Here is an 18,243-nt window from a genome sequence, read left to right on the forward strand (position 1 = left end):
CGGGAAGATGTTGGGGTGCGTGTCCGGGGGCGGGTGACCTGCCGGGTGTCCGGCTCGGTCACCCGCTTCGGGCTGTCCGGTCAGTTCCGGGTGGAGGTGACCGGCTGTCCGTGCTGCGCGCGGAGCTGGGCCATCAGGACGGTCAGCGTGTCGCTGGAGAGCGGGATCTGCTGACCGCGGATCGCCTGGGCGACCACCTTGCGGGTCAGCTTGTCCTCGGCCATGACCGCTGACCGGGCGATCTGCAGCAGCTCCTCGGTGTCCGTGTCAGACCGCCGGTCACCGGTTGTCCGGGTGTCCTGGTCAGTGGCCGGGCGCGGAGTATCCGGGCGGTCGGTGACCGGTACGGGGCTGTCCCGGTGGCCGGTGACCGGCTTGGTGCCAGCTGGTCGGCCAGTGACCTGCGGTGTGGTGTCCGACTGTCCGGGCAGGTCAGCGGCCTGGTGCGGCTGACCGTGCTGACCGGTGACCGGGTCACCGCTGTCCGCCGGGGCGCTGTCCTTGGTCAGCGACCGAGGGATCGGGGTCGGCTTGTCCGGGGACGGGTGCGGTCGGTCGGTCAGGGCAGTGGCCGACTGCCCGACGCTGACCTGACCGGCCTGCGACTGCGGCTGACCGACCCGGTCAGTCCAGTCGGCCCGGGTGACCTCGACGCCCTCGGGCCGGTCAGCCTGACCGCGGTGACCGAGGTCCGCGCGGTCGCTGTCCTTGACCGAGCCCCGGGCAATGAGGATGTACAGGTGGACAGCTCCGGCCAGCGCGAGCGGGGCGATCGTGGACAGCGCGGCGACCACCGTGTCCCCGAGCCGCAGCCCGGTGACCGAGCCCGCCTTCTCGTTGAGCCTGACCGCGTGCAGCGCGTTGGCCCAGATACTGGCGGCCGTCGCCGTGCCGAAGAGCGTCCAGACATAAAGCCGGGCGCGCAGGGGTGCGTCGCGCAGGACCAGCAGGGCCCGGACTCCGTAGGCGATGAACCCGTCGATCACCAGGGGGAAGAGGTAGGTGAGGAAGCCGCGGATGTGGATGGCGACGGCCATCTGTTGGAGGGCGTCGTACGACAGAGCGCAGCCCGCGCCGCCCAAGGCGATGACGACCGTGCGGTCCCAGCCGGTGATGTGCGCCGCCCTTGGTGCGTGCGGGTTGGTCATGCCGCCGTCCCGAAGTCGGCGCGCCCCAGGCGCTCGCCGTCAGCCGCGGGTGGCGGGACGGTCTTCGTGGCCGGCTCCAGGTCACGGTGTACGAGTGCCCGGCGGGTCTCGCGGTACAGCTTCTGGGCGTGTTCCTCGGTGATCTTCAGGAGCCAGGCCAGGCGCTGTTCGGTGAGGCCGTGGCGGTAGGCGGCCTGGACGACCGCGCGGCGTTCGGCCTTGGTGAGGTGGACGTCGCGTCCGGCGATGGTGGCGTTGACGCGGCTGTAGTCGAGGCGGTGGGCGAGCTTCTCGTGCAGCGGCCGGCGTTCCTCCTCGGTCAGTCCACCCCGGATGCCGTCGGTGTCGTTGTTCTCGAGGGCTGCGTCCAGGCAGGCGCGGCGGACCGGGCATTGGCCGCACAGCGTCTTCGCGGCGGTGATCTTGGCGGTCTCGTCGGGCTCGGGGAAGAAGACTTCGGGGTCCACCGGGTTGTACTCGGTGGACTGGCAGACGGCTTGGTCCTGCCAGGCGTGATCGCCCAGGGACCGGTGGTGGTTAGGGCTGATCGTCGTGGTGGTGGTCATGCGGGTTGCTCCGATCGCTCTCCGCGCGCAAGGGGCGTCGGCGGAGGGGTGCGCTGGGTCGTGAGGTGCATGGGGCGGCGCGCTGAGGGCGCGGCCCGGCTGGGCGGCCTGCGGTGGGTCAGGCTGCGGTGCGGTGGCGTCTGCGGTCGACCGGTTCGAACTCCACCCGGGTGGTCATCTGAGCGAGCCGGGAGGTGACGCGGTCGCCGAGGTAGACCTTGAGGTCCTTGATCGCCAGGTTGGTGGTGATCAAGGTCGGGAGCATGTGGTTGTAGCGGCGGTTGATCAGCCGGTACGTCACTTCCTCGACCCACTCGGACGCCTTGGCCGCGCCGAGGTCATCGATGATCAGCAGCGGTACCCGGCTGTAGGCCGCCAGTTCCCGCTCGCTGTCGACCCCGGGGCGGGGGCGCAGATCTGCGTACAGGTCGGCGGCGGTGGTCGCGCGCCAGCGCACGCCGATCCCGCCCTGCACCAGGAGTCGGATCGCGCCGTATGCCTGGTGGGTTTTTCCGGCGCCGACGACGCCGGCCATCAGCAGGCTGGGTCCGGTGGCGACCTGCCGCCGAGCTCCCCGGCTGGGGGCGACCGCCGCCCGGGCGACGTCGCGGACCCAGGCCAGGACCTGTGAGTGGTCGGCGATGGCGGCCTGGTAGCGCGGAGGCATCCCGGCCGACAGGGCGTCCAGCGACGAGAAGGGCTCGGGGTCGTCGGCAATTGCGGCGACAGTGGCCGGGTCGATGCGGCGGGCAGCCAGGATCCGGGCCATACGGTCCAGGGTGCCTGCGCCGGCGAGGGTCTGCGGTTCGCGGTTACGGGTACGCATCACAACTCCTCGGCGTAGGCGGCGGCAGCGTCGGCCGGGTTGGTCCACGCCTGGTGGGCAGGCACGTTAGGCCAGCTCCCCGGCCGCGCCAAACCGCCGGGCCTCGCGTTCATGGCCTCGTTGACCATGCTGGTCAGCACGCTCGGGTGCTTGGGGTTGGCCGCGAAGTTCCGCAGCCCGGCCCGGACGTGCTCCGGGGCGATGCCCTCGGCCAGGAGCTTCTTGGTAATCCGCCCAAGGTGTCCGATCACGTCGCTGGGCGGACGCTCCTCGCAGGCAGCGATGTACTCGCCGACCAGCTGGCTGGCCGAGACGGTGTCTGCGGGCGCCGTGCGCCCCGTAGGGAAAGAAGATCCAGGATCCAAGATCCTAGATCCAGGCGCCGAGCCCTCGGGGAGGCTTCGGGGAAGGTTCGGGGAATCCTCGGCGAATGCGTCCTGACCTGCGCTTTTCTTGCCCGTGCGGTGATGGGTGCCGACCGTTCCGCCGAGTGGGTCCTGCCCGGCGGTGGGAGGCCCGCCTGCGTGGCCGGGAGGTGTCGCGGCGGGCTGGCCGGGCAGATCGAGGGCTCGGGGAGTGTTCGGCGAAGCCTCGGCGAACACTCCGGGAGGCGTCGGCGGCGCCTGCGTCCGCTCGGTACAGATGCCCTTACAGGGTGCGCACCGGTGAGCGGCTTGATGCTGCGGGCAGGAGGGCAGGCGCGACTGGCTCGGCTTGTCGATCTTCTGGTGCTCGGACCAGGTGACGATGTGGAGGTAGCGGCGGCCGTCGCAGCCGGTGTACCGGCAGATCAGGCCGGCGTTCGCGAGCTGCTGGAGGTCGTCCTCGACGTGGACCGATGTGTGTTCGGCGCGCAGGGGCCAGAGCAGCCCGGCGATGATCGCGGCGTTGTCGCGGTGGCGGCCGTGGTCGTCGGCCTGAGTGAGCAGCCCGAAGAAAGTCCGCTCGGCCTCGACGCTCACTTCGGCGAGCGACTCGGAGACGAACGCCTCCGGCTTGATGGTGCGTATCCGCGCCATGTCAGCGCCCCCTGCCGACCGCGAGGTCGCTACGGATGAGGGTCGCGTCGGCGAGGTCGAGGGTGTGCGGCCGTGTCCAGTCCGCCTCCGGCCAGACCCGCAGAACCCAGCGGGCCGCGACCCTGGCGGTCGTCCGGCTCAGCGCCACCGTTTCGCCGGCCTCGCCCTTGGCGCTGGCGTGCGGGTGCGGCCAGGCCTGGCTCGGGTCGGTCAGGCTGACGCGGATGGTGACCGCGCCTGGGATCATGTCGGTGAGCTGGGCGGCGAGGCGGTGCTGGCGGCCGGTTTCCGGGCAGACCGGGATTCCGCTCGGCGTGGCGAGCATGCGATACTCCGTTGTTCGTAGGAGCGCGGTGCGGTGGTTCTCCTGAAAAAGCCCGCCGCCCGCGAGATGTGAGTCGGCCCCTCCGGGGCGCCGGCCTGGCGCTCCGGGAGTTGGTAGCTCCCGGGCACTGGGCCCCCTCTTCCTTCCCTGCCGCCTCCCTCTCGTCCGTGGCCGCAGCGCCTACAGGCGATCTGCCGGGACCAGGACCATAGGGTGAGCCTCGTTACAAGTCCACCTCTCACACCCGCCCTGACCAGGCAATCACCACTCCAGTGGATTACTACGCGATCAACATACACCGCAATCACGAGCCTCCGTCAACCACAGTGTTGCCATTCGGTACGATCGGACGCGTAGCACCACCGAAGTGGATGGGCTCGCCCGCGCAGCGAAGGGATCCGGAATGACCACAGAGCGGCAGTTCGCGGAACTGCTCGACCGGCTCTTCAGAGACATGCACCCCAAGGGGCGCGGGCCGTACACCTACGCCGAGGTGTCCGCCGGCATCCGGGAGAGCACGGGGACATCCATCTCGGCCAGCGCCATTCAGCAGCTTCGGACCGGCTCCAACCGCAACCCGAAGCTGGAAACGATCAGAGCGTTGGCCACCTTCTTCGGCGTACCTCCGGCGTACTTCTTCGACGCCAAGGAGTCGGAGCAGATCGAAGCCGAGCTGGCCCTCCTGACGACCATGCGGGACGCCGACGTCCGCGCCGTGGCCCTGCGTGCCGCCGGCCTGTCGACTGAAACGCTCTCGACGATCAGTGGATTCATCGAAAGGGCGCGCGCACTGGAGGGGCTCCATGACGACCCCGAGAAACCGAGCGCGTGACGGTCGTCACCATGCCGATTCCGCACGATAAAAATCAACGCCAAAAAGACGCACTATGCACCATTTTCAAGCTTGATCAACTGACGCTAGATCAGCAACGGTCGGCTTCCACATTCCCCCCGCCCATTCGCGCGTGATCACTGTCGTATCGTGATTCGGCCGAAGAACGCTTCGGTAAGACATCGAACCGGAGCATTACGTTGAACCTGCGCAGCCACTTCGGTCGGGTGGGCAGCAGCGCGGCAAAATCCCCGAAGCACAAGGGCTTGCTCGCCGCGACAGAGATCCCCGACCCGTTTGACGTAGAAACCTTCTGCGAGATGCTGTCCGCACAGCGCGGACGCCCCGTATACCTTCACAGCACTCCGGGAATCACGTCCAGCGGAGTCCCCTGCGGGGCCTGGATCGCCACAGAGCGGGCCGATCACATTTTCCACGAGGAATCGACTTCCCCGCTTCATCGCACACACATCGTCCTCCACGAAATAAGTCACATGCTGCTGGAACACACTTCGTTGCAGGTTGAACGAATGGCGCATCTCTTCAAGCGGGTTGACTCATCAGCCGTGAAAAATGTGCTCGGGCGGGCCAGTTACAACACGGAGGATGAGCGAGCCGCCGAGCAGCTCGCCGACCTCCTTGCCAGGAAAGCCAACTTGTTCTCCCCGAACGAGACCCGAAGCGACCCCGTGCTGCAGCGCCTCGACGACGCGCTGAGCGACTCCTGATCTGATGGCCTCCCTCATTCCCGCAGCCCTCCTGTGGATCGTCACGGTGTGGCGCGCGCCGGCCGCCTGGCGTGTTCCGGCGAAGCGCGCTCTCTGGGTGGCGTTCTTCGCGCTGTCCATAGCCATGACCATCCGTCCGGACGGTGTCTCATCGGCTCTGGATTCCTGGCTGGGGATCCACAACGTGGCGACCCTCTGCAAGCACCTGGCAGGCATCACAGCCGCCTACGCCGTACTGACCTTTGTGTATGACGTTGCCCAGGAGCAGGCCACATCGCTCCGCGGATCACGTCCGCGCATCGTCGTCCCCCTTGCCGCAGGAGCCGGTCTGACCCTGCTGTTCCTCGCCGCTCCACAGCCCAGGGAAGCCACCGACCTCCTCACCGACTTCGCCGACGACTGGCGTATCGCCGTCTACGGCGCCATCTGGTCCAGCTACCTCGGTACGGCTCTCGTCAGTGCCACTCGGCTGTGCTGGCGATGGGGCCGCCTTCCGGGAGCCGGCCTCCTGGGGCGCGGGCTTCGGATCACCGGCATGGGGACGGCGCTGGGCATCGTGTACGCGGGGCACCGCGTACTGGCCTTGACGCTTCGCTACTTCGGTCTGACACCGCTATCCCCGCGGACTGATGAAAACGTCAGCAGCGCCCTCTTGTTCGGGGCATTGGTCTTCATCCTCGCCGGAAGCACCTTGCCGGTCGTCCGCCGACTCCACCAATGGGGCCGTGCCCATCTCGCTCTCACGCGGCTCTACCCTCTCTGGCTCGAGCTCACCGCCGCTGTCCCTTCAGTGCGTCTCGATCCACCGCGCAGCAGACGAGCGGATGCTCTTCTTTTCCGCCACACCCGCCGTCGCCTGTATCGACGGGGGATCGAAATCCGAGACGCGATTCTGGATCTCGGGGATCACGCCTCCCCGAACCTACGCTCGGAGGCTGCACGTTACGTCGCGGAGAAGGGCCTCATAGGTGCCCAGGCCGAGATATATGCCGAGGCGTGCTGGATCGCCAGAGCCAAGGAGGCGCGGGAAAACGGAGACGCCCGCGTGGGTGAGCACACAGCCCCGGCCAGTGGCGGCAAGGACCTTCGCAGCGAAGTCGAAGCCTTGAGGCACCTGGCAACAGCCTACGAATCAGCACTTGTTCGAGAATTCGCCTCCGCCCGGAGTTCAGGATGAAACTCACGTCAAATCGTCTTGCCCGTATAGTCACCGACGCCCTTGCGCCGGCTTACCTCGTGATAGCCATCCTGCTGATCATCGGCTGGCACAGCACGAGAAGCCTCGAAGGGCTGGCTTGGGGGCTTCTCGCCGCGTTGTTCTGCGGCGGCATTCCCTTCGCCATCATCCTGTTCGGCGTGAAACGCGGGTCCTGGACGGACAAGCACGTCAAGGTCCGGTCCCAGCGTGCCGTCCCACTCACGGCGACCATGATTTCCGTGCTCGTCGGCATCCTGATCCAGGTCGTCTTCGATGCTCCCCGTGAACTCTTCGCTCTGGTCATCGCCATGCTCGTCGGCCTGGCGGCCACCATGGTGGTCACCGTCTGGTGGAAGGTCTCGGTCCACACCGCCGTCGCCGGTGGAGTCGCCACGATCCTGACACTCGCCTTCGGGCCGCCCCTGGCTGCCCTCGCCCTTATCGTCGCCGCAATCGGGTGGTCCCGTGTCCAGCTCCGGGACCACACCGTCGCGCAGACCATCGTCGGTGCCCTGCTGGGCGGAGTTGCCGCTGCCGTGACGTTCGGGCTTCTCAGGTAGCGCGGCCTCGGTGAGCGGGCCGGCTCGTACAACTCGACGAGCGCGAGGTGTGCCATCACGCCGCCGGCACCGGCCCGATTCGCGCCGCCGAGCTGACCCCGGCAGTGCTTCAGCGAACGTCCTGATCAGAGGATTCCGGTCCACGTCCACGGCCGCGGACCGGATCGACCGCGCAGGCAGTCGATCCGGTACTGAGCTTGGCTGATCCATTCTTCGTTGCTGGCCGCGTGCTGCGCGGCGTACGTCGCCATCCGCAGCTCCCGGGCGCGCGCGAGGATGGGATAGCCCTCCCACGCCGTGACGTCGTGCCCGTAGGCCGCACAGAACTGGTCGTACTCGCGCGCGGTGACCGCACCTGTGGTCTTCGCACGCACTGCGGTGGATACGAGATCCCACTCCGGAGGCCCCACGGAGAAGCGCTCCAAGTCCATCATCAGGACTCCGTCGACCGTGCGGACGAAGTTGCCGGGCCATGCGTCGCCGTGCACAGCCCGGTCGGGGAGGCCGGCCGGCCGCTCGGCCCAGGCCGACGCGAGGTCTCGGTGGAGTCCGCGCAGCCACTCCTTGTCGTCGTCGCGGATCGTAGTGGCCGCTTGCAGGCGTTCTCCGACCCGGACGAATGGATCGAGATGCCCCAGCTCTATGTCTGGCATAGGCAAGGAGTGGAGCTGCGACAGGAGTTGGGCAACGTCATCGACGGAGCCGTGCTCTTGCGGTGGAAGTTCCACCCAAAACGTCACGGGCCTGCCGCCCGCCTCGATCGGCTGCTCAACGTCGGCCAGGCGAACCGCCGGGACGTTCTCCTGGGCGAGCCAACGCGCGACGCGCACCTCACGGGCCGCCGCAGCGCTCTGGCCCGCCCGTGATATCCGTACGATCACCCGCCTGCCCGGTAGCCGCCATATCTGGTTCTCGGCCAGACGCAGCGGTTCCGCCCCGGAGCAGTCCAATCCGACTGCGGAACATGCCTGCTCCAGGACGTTGCGCGCAGGCGCGGCTGCCGCAGAAGTCATACGGAAACCGTAGCGGCGATCCGCTCGCGCAGCCCCGAAGCCTCTTGGACCGTCCGATGCTTCGAGGCGAAGCGACCGAGCTGTCGTAGGTCGTCGGCGGCACGCCGGGAGGTGAGCCGGCCTACCTCGTCCAGGGCCTCGTGGCCGAGTGCCGCTGCCTGGCGGGGGTCGCCCTTGGCCATGATCAGGGAGGCCAGTTTGGTACGCGAGATCGCACGGGATCGCTTGTAGGCATCGGTGTGTCCCTTCACCGCTGTGCCGAATCGGCGGGCTGCCCGGCCCGGGTCCTGTCCGGCGAGGATGGCGAGATCGAACAGGGCGTGGGCTGTGTCCCCGTTGTGCTGCGCCTCGTCGTAGTAGGCCATCCACGGCGATTCTTCGGCAAGCCGGGCCCGGGCGAACGCTTCATCCGCGGCGCCGACGGCCGCCATGGTGTCGCGCACGTTACCCATTTTCCCGAAGGCTCTGGCCCGTGCCGTGTGAAGCATCGCCTGCTCCGTCGCGGTCAAACGGTCGGCGCGCACGAGTCCCTTCTCGGCGTAGGTGAGGCCGTCGTCGGGGGCTCCGATCCATACGGCCTGCCGTGCGAGGAACGAGTACGTCTTGGCGCGGAGATGCCAGTCGCCGGCCTCCTCGGCGCAGTCTGCCGCGAACCGGAACGTCTGGGTCGCGTCATCGTGGTGGTAGGCATCGAACGCGGAGGCACCCACCACGATGCCGAGTCGCGATACGGAGGCGAACAGTCCGGCTCGCAGGTGCTCGGGGCACTGGGCCTGGAGTAGGCCGGCCGACCACTGCATCGCTCGACTGGCTACGTCACGCACCATGCCGCCGCCGCCCAGCTCGTTGTCCATACCGCTGATGGCGGTGGCTGCGGCCAGGACCTGGTCGACGTGGCCGGGGTTGACGTTCGCAGGGAGAGTCAGCTCGGCGGGGGCGAAGATCTCGGTGAGGTCGAGGGGTGCGATGGCGGCGAGGCCACCGATCTGGAGGAACGAGCGTCGAATCACGGGCTCATGGCTCCCAGGGCGAAGAGTCGGTTCGTCTCCGCCCAGGATGCGGCCTGCCGGCAGCTGAGCGGGCCCCGCCCCCCTTCCCGTGGATGCCTTATCGGCATCAGCGGGCTTTCTGTCGGCATCGCGGTTACCGAAGGCCATCGGCCACGCGCGGTCGAACAGCCCTCCCGTACGAAGGACATCATCGAGCCGTTGAGCCACGTCACGACGACAGCTTGGATATTTCCCCTTCTCGATCGACAAGATCATGTCGTCGCTGACCTGCACTAACCGCCCCAGCGCCTTGGCCGACAGCCCGTGCTCCAGGCGCAGGTTGCGCAGCTCGTTGCCGAACCACTCCTGGGGGGAGGCACCCGGATCGAGCTGCTTCATTGGCTGCGGCATGTTCTGTCCCCGAAGTCGTTGATGCCGAACTTCTCACCTGTCGGCATCAGGCTCTGCACGCTCTCGGTGCGCTCTGCCTAAATGGTTGCTGACCGGTTCCAGTCCAGTACACACCGCAACCCGCCCCTGCTGAAGGGGTTCTGGCAGAACGGAGGAAGCAGCGATGGAACTACTCGTCGGCACCCGCGATCAGGACGCTTCTGTTCGAGCCACGTCCAGAAGCGTGGGCGGTCAACTCGACATGAGTTTCGAAGTCCGGGCCGAAGATCTGGGAACCGTCAGGGGCATTGTCGCGGCGCACCTTTGCTGGTGGCGCATCGACGACAGCACCGCGCACCGCATGCTGACGGTGGTCAACGAACTGATCACCAACGTCTTGCAGCACACGGCGGCGGACACCGATGGATGCCAGATGGCCAGCCTGCTCCTCCAGAAGGTGCCGGACGGAGTCACCGCCGTCGTCCGCGACCAGGACCCTTGCCTGCCCGTCTACGCGTCTCCGGACCTCCTGGCCGAAGAGGGGCGCGGTCTGTTGTTGCTACGCGCCCTGGCCGACGACACGTCCGTATCCGTGACCCCAGGGGGCAAGGACGTGTGGGTCTTCATAGGGACCCCGGAAACCCCCGAACGCTTCTAACCCCCCACGGCCGGCACATGGCCCTCTACAGGAGTTCCGATGTCCCTCACCGCTCTGGTTCCGGAGAACGACGTGGTTCCTCCGCCGGCCGACGAGCCGAGCATCACGCAGTGGACACCTCCACTCGATGCAGAGGGCTTGAGGTCCGTCCTGGAGCGGATCAAGGACTGGAAGCCGCTGGATGTCGAGGAAGTCTTCGACGACCTCGACACTGCGATCGGCAATCAGCCGCCGCCGGTCACGACGGCCGGCGTCTTGGTCGACCGCCTCCGCAGCCACTTGAAGCAGCTCAGCGACATCGCCCTCGCGGACAAGCAGTTTCCGCCCACCCGGGTGATGGTCCAGCTCGTTGAAAGAGGGCTCCCCCTGAGGGGCGAGCGAACGCCGACCGCACATCGGCAGGTTGTCGGCCTTGCTCGTCGCCTGGCCTTCGTGACCTCCGACCTGGTCGAAGAGCTGATCGAAGCCCGCTACATCACGGAGGCGGAATGATGCGCAACCCCTGCGCCGTCAGACACGCTCCCGTGACCGCCACGGCGGTATCCCTTCCGCGAGACGCATACGACTTCGGCTCGTCCTGCCCGGACGCCTGCCCCGTTCCGGACGCCCGCCCCGTTATCGAATGGGGAGAGAAGCCACCGATGCTCTGCGGCGACCGCAGCGTCACCGCTCTTGGTCGGCTTCTACGGCTACAGCGAAACAGCCATCACCGACTTCATGCGGCGGCGCCACACGACTCCCTTTTCGGCTATCTCCGTTCCGTGTCCCCCCACGGCACCGTAGCTCGGAGAGGGCCCGACTTCCCACCCGAGAGGACGAGCACCATGTGTGCGCATAACCCGCCGTGCCCCGGCGCCGAGGCTCCCGACAGGGAGGCCGCGCGCCCCGTCACGCACCGCCCTGAGCAGGGCTGGAGCCTGCTGTGCAACGGAGTACTTCTCTTCGAGGACACGGGCGAACTCCTCCCCGACGGCCGTGTGATCGCCCCGCACCGGTCCCTCGACAGGGCGAGGGCAGCGGCGTGAAGCGGTCCAGCGCAGCACCGAGACTCGTCCCGTACATCACTTCCCGGGAGGGTGAGTACGGCGCGCTGGAGTCGGAGCTCACGCTGCGCATGAACGTCTTCGGCGCCGTACGTCTCGCTTACCACGACGAGACTCCGGCCGACCGAGGCCCGCGCGGTGAGCTGTGGGCCCGGTGTTCCCAGTCGCTCAACACTGCCGGGAGGCCGACGGGCAAACCGCAGTGGCGCTTGGTCAACCCCGCCCGGCAGCGGGCAGCCATGCAGCAACTTCGCTGCCAGATCAGCTTCTGTCCGGCCGAAACCGCCCGGGGGTACGTCTTCCTGGCCGGAGCTGCGGAAGACCCCTCTCATCGCCCCGGTGAGCCGGTGAAGACGGCCCAGCCGCCGGTGTGCCTGGAGCACGTGCGACCGGCCGTCGAGCTGTGCCCGCATCTACGGAAGGGGTATGTCGCCTTCCTCGCGGGGACGACATCGGTCTGGGGTGTCATCGGCTCCCGATACCGCCTCACCGCCACCGGCCTGGAGCCGCTTCCTGTCGAGGACGACGACGCGGCCCGTGGCATACGGGCACTCGCAGTTGGGCTGGTTCCTGGCAAGCCAACTCGTGCGCGAACTACACGACTACGAGGTCGTCGAGCTGGACGACCTCGTACCCGCCACATAGACGGCCGCCCGGCTGTCCTGAGTGGTACAGACGGGACTGCCGGGCGGCTCACCACCGGTGCGCGAGCACTCACACGCCGCCCGGCACGACACCGCCGGACTCGGGTGATCCGACGAGAACGGACAGCGTTCACCAACAACCTCCCGGCCCATCGCACGCGGTGTCGGCCTACCTCCCCCGAACACGAGCGACCGAAGGAAGTCCATGACGAACACGACCGTCGAGCCCGACGAGGCAACCCGCCTGCGGAACAAGGTGGTGGACGAACTGCGCGCGGACGGCAACATCTCCTCCCCGGAGATCGAAGCGGCCATGCGCAAGGTGCCCCGGCACGGGTTCACGCCCAACACCCCTCTGGACAAGGCGTACGACGCGTACGCCGCCGTGATCACCAAGACGGACGAACACGGCGTGCAGCTCAGTTCCGTCTCCGCCCCGCAGATCCAGGCCATGATGCTGGAACAGGCCCAGGTGAAGCCCGGCATGCGGGTGTTGGAGATACTGGAGTCCCGACAGGTTCCGTCGCCCCCTGATCAGCCACGAACGTGCATTTCAGCAGGTAGATGCCCTGAAGCCTGACCCCGCTCGATGGCGTGAAATCTCGGCAGTAACTCTTGGATTCTACGTGTAATCGCTGTAACTTCCTTGTCTGTGGCAGATTCTGGAAGTCGCTGGCTCACGCTGGTGCACCCTCCAACCCCGGACACAGCGCCCGAAGAACCTGTGCTGCCTCCCACGGCGACCGGGCTCGCGGACGTCGTCACCCTGCAGCGCCGCGCAGCCGCGACTGTCGCCGATGGCGAAGCCGACGCGTTCTTCCAAGACACGTTGATGGAGTACCTGTGGGCGCGCGACGTCGCAGGTCTGGCTCCCACCACCCTGCACCGCCAAGTCCAACCCGTCGTCGAGGTATGCGATTTCTATGACCTGCCACCGTGGCAGATCACGCCACGGCACCTCGATCAGTACTTCGCCGGGGTCGGCAAGCGCGCGACGTCCACACTGCGGGGCAAGCTGCTGAAGATCGACGGGTACTTCCACTTCCTCGAGCAGCGGTACGCCGGGGAGATCGCCCGGCGCTTCGGCGTGGCTGTCGAGTCGCCGGTCGATCTGTTCAACCGCCCTGTACACCGTGGTGACTTCGGGCTGCGGATCCCGCCGTCGAAGCGGGCGACGAAGGAGTTCTTCGCCTCGTGGCGCGGTTCGCTGCCGGACGCGCGGAAGTACCCGGTGGCCTGCCGGGACTATGTGATGGCGAAGCTGACGTACATCTCGGCGGTGCGAGCTGCGGAGTTGTGCGCCGTGACCATCGGCGACATCCACTGGGAGCTGGGTCAATGGGGCCGGTTCGTTGTCCAGGGCAAGGGCGCGCGGCGGTCCGGTCCGCGCGAGCGGCAGGCGTATCTGTTCCAGGAGGGCCGGGATCTTCTGTGGTGGTATCTGGAGGCGATTCGCGGGGAGTTCACTGACGACCCGAGTGATCCGGGCGCCCCGTTGTTCCCGTCCGAGCGGCTGCCGAAGGGGGTGGCAGCGCTGAATGTTCCGATTGCGCCGCCGGTCGGTCCGGATGCGTTTCGCCGGGCGCTGCGGGATGCCTCGAAGCTCCATCTGACCGGGCCTGTCACTCATCTATTTCCGCACCTGCTCAGGCACGCCTGCGCGACCCACCACTATGAGGACGGCATGCCGTTGTGGGATGTACAGCAAATTCTGGGCCATCGCTGGGCAACGACGACGGTTGGGTACCTTTCGTCGGTTCGCGCTGATCCGGAGAAAGCGAGCCTGGAAGCATCGCACCGAGCGGTCCAGCGGCTGAGGGGAAGGGCATAGCGGTGAAGTGGAACTTGCGGATGGTCGCCGCGCAGCGGGACATCTGGCGGCCGGTGCAGCTGCTCGCGGCGTTCAAGGAAGTGGGGTTCAGTCCGTCGCTGAGCAAGGTCGCTGCGCTGTGGGGCAGCCAGCCGGTCACCGTGCGGCTGGACGACCTGGACATGATCTGTGCGGCGCTCGACTGCACGGTGGCGGACGTGATGCAGGAGGAGCCGGAGTCCCATCGCGCTATACGGGACGAGGCACCTCGCGCGGTCGCGGGCAGCAAACCCGGGTCCGACGCGGCACGGCCGGTCTCCCGCCCCGGCGGTTCCGGCCGCAAGTCGCTTCCGCCGAACTAGACCAGGCCATGGGCGTTCGAGAGGAGCAGTGGGAGAGGTGGGCGGAGCGTGGACCTGCGTCGTGTCGGAGATGCGGCGCCTGGGGCACGGTGCGACCCCGGGGCGTGTGCCAGCCATGCACTGACTGGCACCCCGCGAACCACGGTGTCGGACGGTGCCGCCACTGCAGATGGCCGCAGGAGGTCACCCTCGACCAGCACGGGATGTGCCGCCTGTGTGCGCTGGAGTGCCGCATCTCCTCGGGGGAAATGGGCCCGCCCAGGGCAGGTCAACCGCGGTCTCTGCAACTATCCTTGATTCTCCCCGAGGTGCTGCGGTCGACGGCCGGCCGATCTCGGGTGTACCAGCGGCAACAGGAGCGAGTCCAGCGGCGGCAGCGAGAAGAACTGCAGGCTGCTTCGTTCCCACCGCAAATCCCCGGGCAGTTGTCCCTCCTTGTTGTGAGACGGGGAGGGATGTCCGCAAGGGACTTCACGACAGCCGGCTACTCCCCGGAGATGGAGGCCGTCCGGGCGGCCATCGACGCGACGGTGGAGGCGCGGGGTCCGTGGGTCCGTGACATCGGCCTCCTGTCGGACTGTCTCCACGCTCTGACCGTACGTCCTCCCGGGACACGCCGAGTCAGCCTCGACGCCGTCCTTCGACTGCCGCGCCGACCGGCGCTGATAGCGGAAGTCCTCGACCGCGCCGGACTCGGACCGCAGGTGGAGCGGGCTGAGATTATGCGGCTGGCGCGCCAAATGGTCGTGCAGGCCTCCAGTTGCTCCCACTGCCTGGCGTGGAAGGCCGACGGAGCCCGGCTGTGTCTGCCGTGCCAGCGCTTCAAGCAGGCCCACCGCCAGGTCGGCGTGTGTGGGGGCTGCGGAAGGAACCTGCCACTGCAGCTGGGACGATGCCGGATGTGCCTGTACGCCCTTGCTCACATCGGAAATCAGACTTTGACGTCCGGCGTCCAGTTGTGGATGGATGGGGCCGGGCTGCGTCCGCGCTGGCGCGGGTATCGACTCGTCACCGGCCAGGACGGTATCCGGCGCCCAGTCGCCGCCGAAGGGACCGCGGACCGCCGACAGCCCTTGGTATCTCCCGCAATTGCTACCGCCGGTCAGCTCGCTCTCTTCGCCGCACCGCCGCGGCACTGGGAAGTTCTGCACCAGAGCGAGCTGCCCGCGCTCAGCGACCGGGCTGAAGCACTTCGCCGGGAGCTCGCCCAGCTCGCCGCCCGTCAGCAGTGGCGCCCACGGGTCGCCAGCGCCCATCAACGGACACTGACCATGATCACGGCGTGGCTGGGCGTGGACGCGCCGATCGAAGAAGCTGACCTGTGGGCGATCGCTCGTCTGGGCAACTCCTACAACGCCCGTCGGCTCATCCCCTTTCTCACGAAGCGAGGTCTGCTCATCGCTGACCACGTACGGCACGCCGACCCCCACCGGGCCGGTGTCGCCCGCCTACGCCGACGGATTCCTGGCCATCTGCTCCCCGAGGTCGACGTATGGATCGCAGTGCTGCGCGGGGAGGGCAGGCGGCCATCGCGCCCGTTTCCCTGGAAGACGGTGAACGGCTATCTCGGCTATGCGACACCCATGTTGGAATCGTGGGGCCCGTCGGTCACCTCCCTACGCGAAATCACCACAGCTCATGTCCAAGGAGCCGTCGACAACGCTTCTGGTGTTTATGGTGTCTTCACCGCCTTGCGGTCCCTGTTCAAGGCACTCAAGCGAGAGCGGGTCATCTTTCGTGATCCTTCCCGCTCAGCCACCTTCACGTTCCGCGTCGCCGTTCGCAGGCCCGTGCCCTCGGACCGGCTGGTCGGACTTATTGACCGTGTTCCCACCGCGTCAGGCAGGGTCGCCGTCGCGCTGACCGCCATCCACGCACTGCGGGCGCACACCATCCGCGGAACGCTGCTGTCCGATCTGAACCGGTCGAAGGGAACCCTCGGCGTACGGGGTGCATCCGGCAGACAGACGCGGCTCGTCTACCTGGACGACTTCACACTGTCCCTGACCGCCACGATGCTCAAGGAACGTGCCGCGCGCTGGCCGCACTCCACCAACCCGCACCTGCTGGTCACGCGGGTGACGGCGCAGGATCCTGCGGGTCCTCAAATGAGCCACAAGGCATTCCAGTACTTCTTTCAATGCCTCGGAATCAACGCGGAGCAAGTGCGCATCGACAGGATCTTGGACGAGGCCCGGGCGACCGCCGATCCGGTACACCTGATAACGGTCTTCGGGATCACCGAGGACACGGCCATGGACTACCTCGCCTCAGCCCACCCCGAGAAGTTTCCCACCGACCCCATCGCACCGTAGGTCCGCTCCGCCCGGCAGCAAGATGCGGAGGTCACTATGGCCGAAGTACCGCGCTCAGTAGCCGCGGACGGCTGCCAGCACGTGCGGCCACGCGGCCCCACCCCGCTGTGCGTCGATGTCCGCGTCGCCACCGTGAAGGAACCGGGTCGACGGCGGCGGTGCCGCTTCGCCCGGGAAGACGGTTCGGTGGCGGGCGTCGGCTCGGGTGATCAGCACCGTCTCGCGGCCCGCGCCCACCGACCGGACCCGGCCCGCGGGCTCATCCCCGCATTTCAGCTCCCGCAGCCCACGCGACACCGTGGACTCCGCGACCCCGGCCGCACCGGCCACCGACCGGATCCCGCCATGGCCCAGCACACGGGCCGCCGCCCCCAGCACCAGACGCCGCTGACGCTCGTCCAGATGCGGCAGCAGCAACCCGAGCACGTCAGTCAACCCCGCCTCAATCCCCTCCGACACACCCGCATCCTACGGGCCAACAGCCACCGAGAACCAAGGCCATTGCGTGATCGCGATCTGTCCGGGTTGATCACGTAAGGCCGAGAGCTGTCAGAGGCCGCAGGTGGTCGCGGCCGGTGTGACGGAGGGCGGCGGCGATGTTGGTGTCGCCGTTCTGCCGGAAGATGCTGATGGCGAGGTTGCGTAGGCCGGCCATGGTGCGGGGCAGGTGTCCGGTGCGGACCTTGGAGTCGTCCTCGCGGAAGGTCCGATCACGGACGTGGTGCAGGAGGTTCTCGATGCCCCAGTGCCCTCTGATCCAGGAGGCGAGTTCGGCCGGGGTAGCGTCGAAGACGTCCAAGCTCGTGATCACGTAGACCCGCTCGATCGTCAGCTTCCCAGTGCTCAACTCCCGTCGCCACCGGACGATCTGGACGGCCTGGCAGGCGCCGGGATAGTCGAGGTGCCGGAAGGCGGCGACCTTGAGGCGACGGATCTCGTCACGGTGGTGGGCACGGTCGCGGGTGCGGTGGTCCAGCGGGATGTCCGCCCAGGGCAGCTTCCTGACCTGCGCATACAGGCTGGGGTGGTTCCTCTTCACGATGGCCAGATAGTGGGCGCCGCGTTCGCGGAGGTAGCGGCCGTGGGCGTGCTGCGTGTGCAGCGCGTCGCCGGTGATCACGGTGCCGACCAGTTCGATGGAGTCCAACAGCGGAGCGAAGGCCGGTATCTCGTTGCTCTTGGAGGCGATCTGCCGCTGGGCCAGGACCACGCCGTGGTGGTCCATCGCGGCCAGCAACTGGATCGCCGCGGCTGTGGCGGTGCGGGAGCCGCGGACGGTCTTGCCGTCGACCGCGACCGCCCGCAGTTTCGGCGGCTCGTCCGGTTGCGATGATTGCCCTCGGGCCTGGAGGAATGCGCCGATCGCGGCGTCCAGCGCGTCACCGTCGAGGCGCTGGAGCAGACGCCGGACGGTGGCCGCGTGTGGCGTGGGCCGCACCCCGGTGAGCGGGTCCGCCGGAAAACCGAGCAGGCCCAGGACAGATTGCGGGGCGTCATCGATCCACTCGCCGATCGCGATCAGGGAGCGCGCACCGGCCAGAACCGCGCCGGCCGCCGCGCACAGCAGCGGGAGCATCGGATACCTCCGTCCTCGCAGGCCGCGCGGATCCGGTATCCATATCAGGAAGCGCCGCAGGTCAGCGGCATCCTGCAGGGTGACTTGAGGGTTCGGAAGGGCCAGTTTCCCCAGCCCGGCGGGCACGGGCGATGATGTTCGGGCAGGCACGGTCTCGCTCGGTTCTCATGGGTCTTCGACAACCACATGATCACCGACGGCCGTGCCTGCACTGCTTTCAGGGGACACCCCGCCACACACC

General features: G+C 67.8%; 18 protein-coding genes and 3 pseudogenes. 11 read left to right on the forward strand and 10 right to left on the reverse strand.

The annotated features are described in order from the left end of the window. Positions 1-80: 80 nt before the first annotated feature. The 5 genes from ABZV38_RS28470 to ABZV38_RS28490 all read right to left on the reverse strand — a co-directional run bounded on the left by ABZV38_RS28470 (position 81) and on the right by ABZV38_RS28490 (position 3,884). Positions 81-1,148: a DUF2637 domain-containing protein gene (locus ABZV38_RS28470; protein ID WP_356331297.1), complete on the reverse strand. Its 1,068-nt coding sequence runs from the start codon at positions 1,146-1,148 to the stop codon at positions 81-83. Next, a complete protein-coding gene (locus tag ABZV38_RS28475) occupies positions 1,145-1,714 on the reverse strand; it encodes a WhiB family transcriptional regulator (protein WP_150832437.1) in 570 nt (189 codons plus the stop codon). The genes ABZV38_RS28470 and ABZV38_RS28475 overlap by 4 nt, the downstream gene beginning before the upstream one ends. A gap of 118 nt (positions 1,715-1,832) precedes the next feature. Next, on the reverse strand, positions 1,833-2,540 hold the full coding sequence (locus ABZV38_RS28480; protein ID WP_356331298.1) for an ATP-binding protein: 708 nt from the start codon (positions 2,538-2,540) through the stop codon (positions 1,833-1,835). After that, positions 2,540-3,559 carry a hypothetical protein gene (locus ABZV38_RS28485; RefSeq protein WP_356331299.1) on the reverse strand — a complete coding sequence of 340 codons (1,020 nt, stop codon included), beginning with the start codon at positions 3,557-3,559 and terminating at the stop codon, positions 2,540-2,542. The genes ABZV38_RS28480 and ABZV38_RS28485 overlap by 1 nt, the downstream gene beginning before the upstream one ends. 1 nt (position 3,560) lies before the next feature. Next, entirely contained in the window at positions 3,561-3,884 is a 324-nt protein-coding gene (locus ABZV38_RS28490) for a transcriptional regulator (RefSeq protein WP_356331300.1), read from the reverse strand. A gap of 403 nt (positions 3,885-4,287) precedes the next feature. On the opposite strand from ABZV38_RS28490, the gene ABZV38_RS28495 reads away from it, so the two are divergent. The 4 genes from ABZV38_RS28495 (at position 4,288) to ABZV38_RS28510 (ending at position 7,202) form a co-directional block, all read left to right on the forward strand. After that, positions 4,288-4,716 carry a helix-turn-helix transcriptional regulator gene (locus tag ABZV38_RS28495; protein ID WP_030881347.1) on the forward strand — a complete coding sequence of 143 codons (429 nt, stop codon included), beginning with the start codon at positions 4,288-4,290 and terminating at the stop codon, positions 4,714-4,716. A gap of 200 nt (positions 4,717-4,916) precedes the next feature. Further along, positions 4,917-5,444, forward strand: coding sequence for a hypothetical protein (locus tag ABZV38_RS28500; RefSeq protein WP_356331301.1), 528 nt, complete (start codon positions 4,917-4,919; stop codon positions 5,442-5,444). Positions 5,445-5,448: 4 nt separating this feature from the next. Continuing rightward, positions 5,449-6,621 carry an MAB_1171c family putative transporter gene (locus ABZV38_RS28505; RefSeq protein ID WP_356331302.1) on the forward strand — a complete coding sequence of 391 codons (1,173 nt, stop codon included), beginning with the start codon at positions 5,449-5,451 and terminating at the stop codon, positions 6,619-6,621. Continuing rightward, on the forward strand, positions 6,618-7,202 hold the full coding sequence (locus tag ABZV38_RS28510) for a phosphatase PAP2 family protein (RefSeq protein ID WP_356331303.1): 585 nt from the start codon (positions 6,618-6,620) through the stop codon (positions 7,200-7,202). The genes ABZV38_RS28505 and ABZV38_RS28510 overlap by 4 nt, the downstream gene beginning before the upstream one ends. 125 nt (positions 7,203-7,327) lie before the next feature. Here the strand turns inward: ABZV38_RS28510 and ABZV38_RS28515 are convergent, their stop codons facing one another. The 3 genes and pseudogenes from ABZV38_RS28515 to ABZV38_RS28525 all read right to left on the reverse strand — a co-directional run. Further along, positions 7,328-8,215 (reverse strand): aminoglycoside phosphotransferase family protein, encoded by an 888-nt coding sequence (locus tag ABZV38_RS28515; protein WP_356331304.1) that lies wholly within the window; start codon positions 8,213-8,215, stop codon positions 7,328-7,330. Further along, entirely contained in the window at positions 8,212-9,225 is a 1,014-nt protein-coding gene (locus ABZV38_RS28520) for an XRE family transcriptional regulator (RefSeq protein WP_356331313.1), read from the reverse strand. The genes ABZV38_RS28515 and ABZV38_RS28520 overlap by 4 nt, the downstream gene beginning before the upstream one ends. A gap of 228 nt (positions 9,226-9,453) precedes the next feature. Then, positions 9,454-9,615, reverse strand: a pseudogene (locus ABZV38_RS28525) (helix-turn-helix transcriptional regulator); the annotation flags it as partial. Between the two features lie 241 nt (positions 9,616-9,856). Here ABZV38_RS28525 and ABZV38_RS28530 point away from each other — a divergent pair. The 7 genes and pseudogenes from ABZV38_RS28530 to ABZV38_RS28560 all read left to right on the forward strand — a co-directional run bounded on the left by ABZV38_RS28530 (position 9,857) and on the right by ABZV38_RS28560 (position 16,426). Next, the gene (locus tag ABZV38_RS28530) at positions 9,857-10,252 is read left to right on the forward strand and encodes an ATP-binding protein (protein ID WP_356331305.1); all 396 of its coding nucleotides are present in this window, start codon (positions 9,857-9,859) and stop codon (positions 10,250-10,252) included. A 39-nt stretch (positions 10,253-10,291) separates the two neighbouring features. Further along, on the forward strand, positions 10,292-10,744 hold the full coding sequence (locus tag ABZV38_RS28535; protein ID WP_356331306.1) for a DUF6415 family natural product biosynthesis protein: 453 nt from the start codon (positions 10,292-10,294) through the stop codon (positions 10,742-10,744). 332 nt (positions 10,745-11,076) lie between these two features. Next, on the forward strand, positions 11,077-11,277 hold the full coding sequence (locus tag ABZV38_RS28540; RefSeq protein WP_356331307.1) for a DUF5999 family protein: 201 nt from the start codon (positions 11,077-11,079) through the stop codon (positions 11,275-11,277). An 867-nt stretch (positions 11,278-12,144) separates the two neighbouring features. Next, positions 12,145-12,441: pseudogene (locus tag ABZV38_RS28545) on the forward strand (methyltransferase, FxLD system); the annotation flags it as partial. A gap of 222 nt (positions 12,442-12,663) precedes the next feature. Further along, positions 12,664-13,770, forward strand: a complete 1,107-nt coding sequence (locus ABZV38_RS28550; protein ID WP_356331308.1) for a site-specific integrase — start codon at positions 12,664-12,666, stop codon at positions 13,768-13,770. A 2-nt stretch (positions 13,771-13,772) separates the two neighbouring features. Next, positions 13,773-14,111 (forward strand): helix-turn-helix transcriptional regulator, encoded by a 339-nt coding sequence (locus tag ABZV38_RS28555; protein ID WP_356331309.1) that lies wholly within the window; start codon positions 13,773-13,775, stop codon positions 14,109-14,111. 1,073 nt (positions 14,112-15,184) lie between these two features. Beyond that, complete coding sequence (locus ABZV38_RS28560; protein WP_356331310.1) at positions 15,185-16,426, forward strand: hypothetical protein; 1,242 nt, start codon at positions 15,185-15,187, stop codon at positions 16,424-16,426. 213 nt (positions 16,427-16,639) lie between these two features. Here ABZV38_RS28560 and ABZV38_RS28565 read toward each other — a convergent pair. Both ABZV38_RS28565 and ABZV38_RS28570 read right to left on the reverse strand, forming a co-directional pair. Continuing rightward, a pseudogene (locus ABZV38_RS28565) lies at positions 16,640-16,861 on the reverse strand (ISAzo13 family transposase); the annotation flags it as partial. A 94-nt stretch (positions 16,862-16,955) separates the two neighbouring features. Then, positions 16,956-18,002, reverse strand: coding sequence for an ISAs1 family transposase (locus tag ABZV38_RS28570; RefSeq protein ID WP_356331311.1), 1,047 nt, complete (start codon positions 18,000-18,002; stop codon positions 16,956-16,958). Between the last annotated feature and the right edge of the window lie 241 nt (positions 18,003-18,243).

The organism is Streptomyces sp. NPDC005181 (genome assembly GCF_040608395.1).
GTDB lineage: Bacteria > Actinomycetota > Actinomycetes > Streptomycetales > Streptomycetaceae > Streptomyces.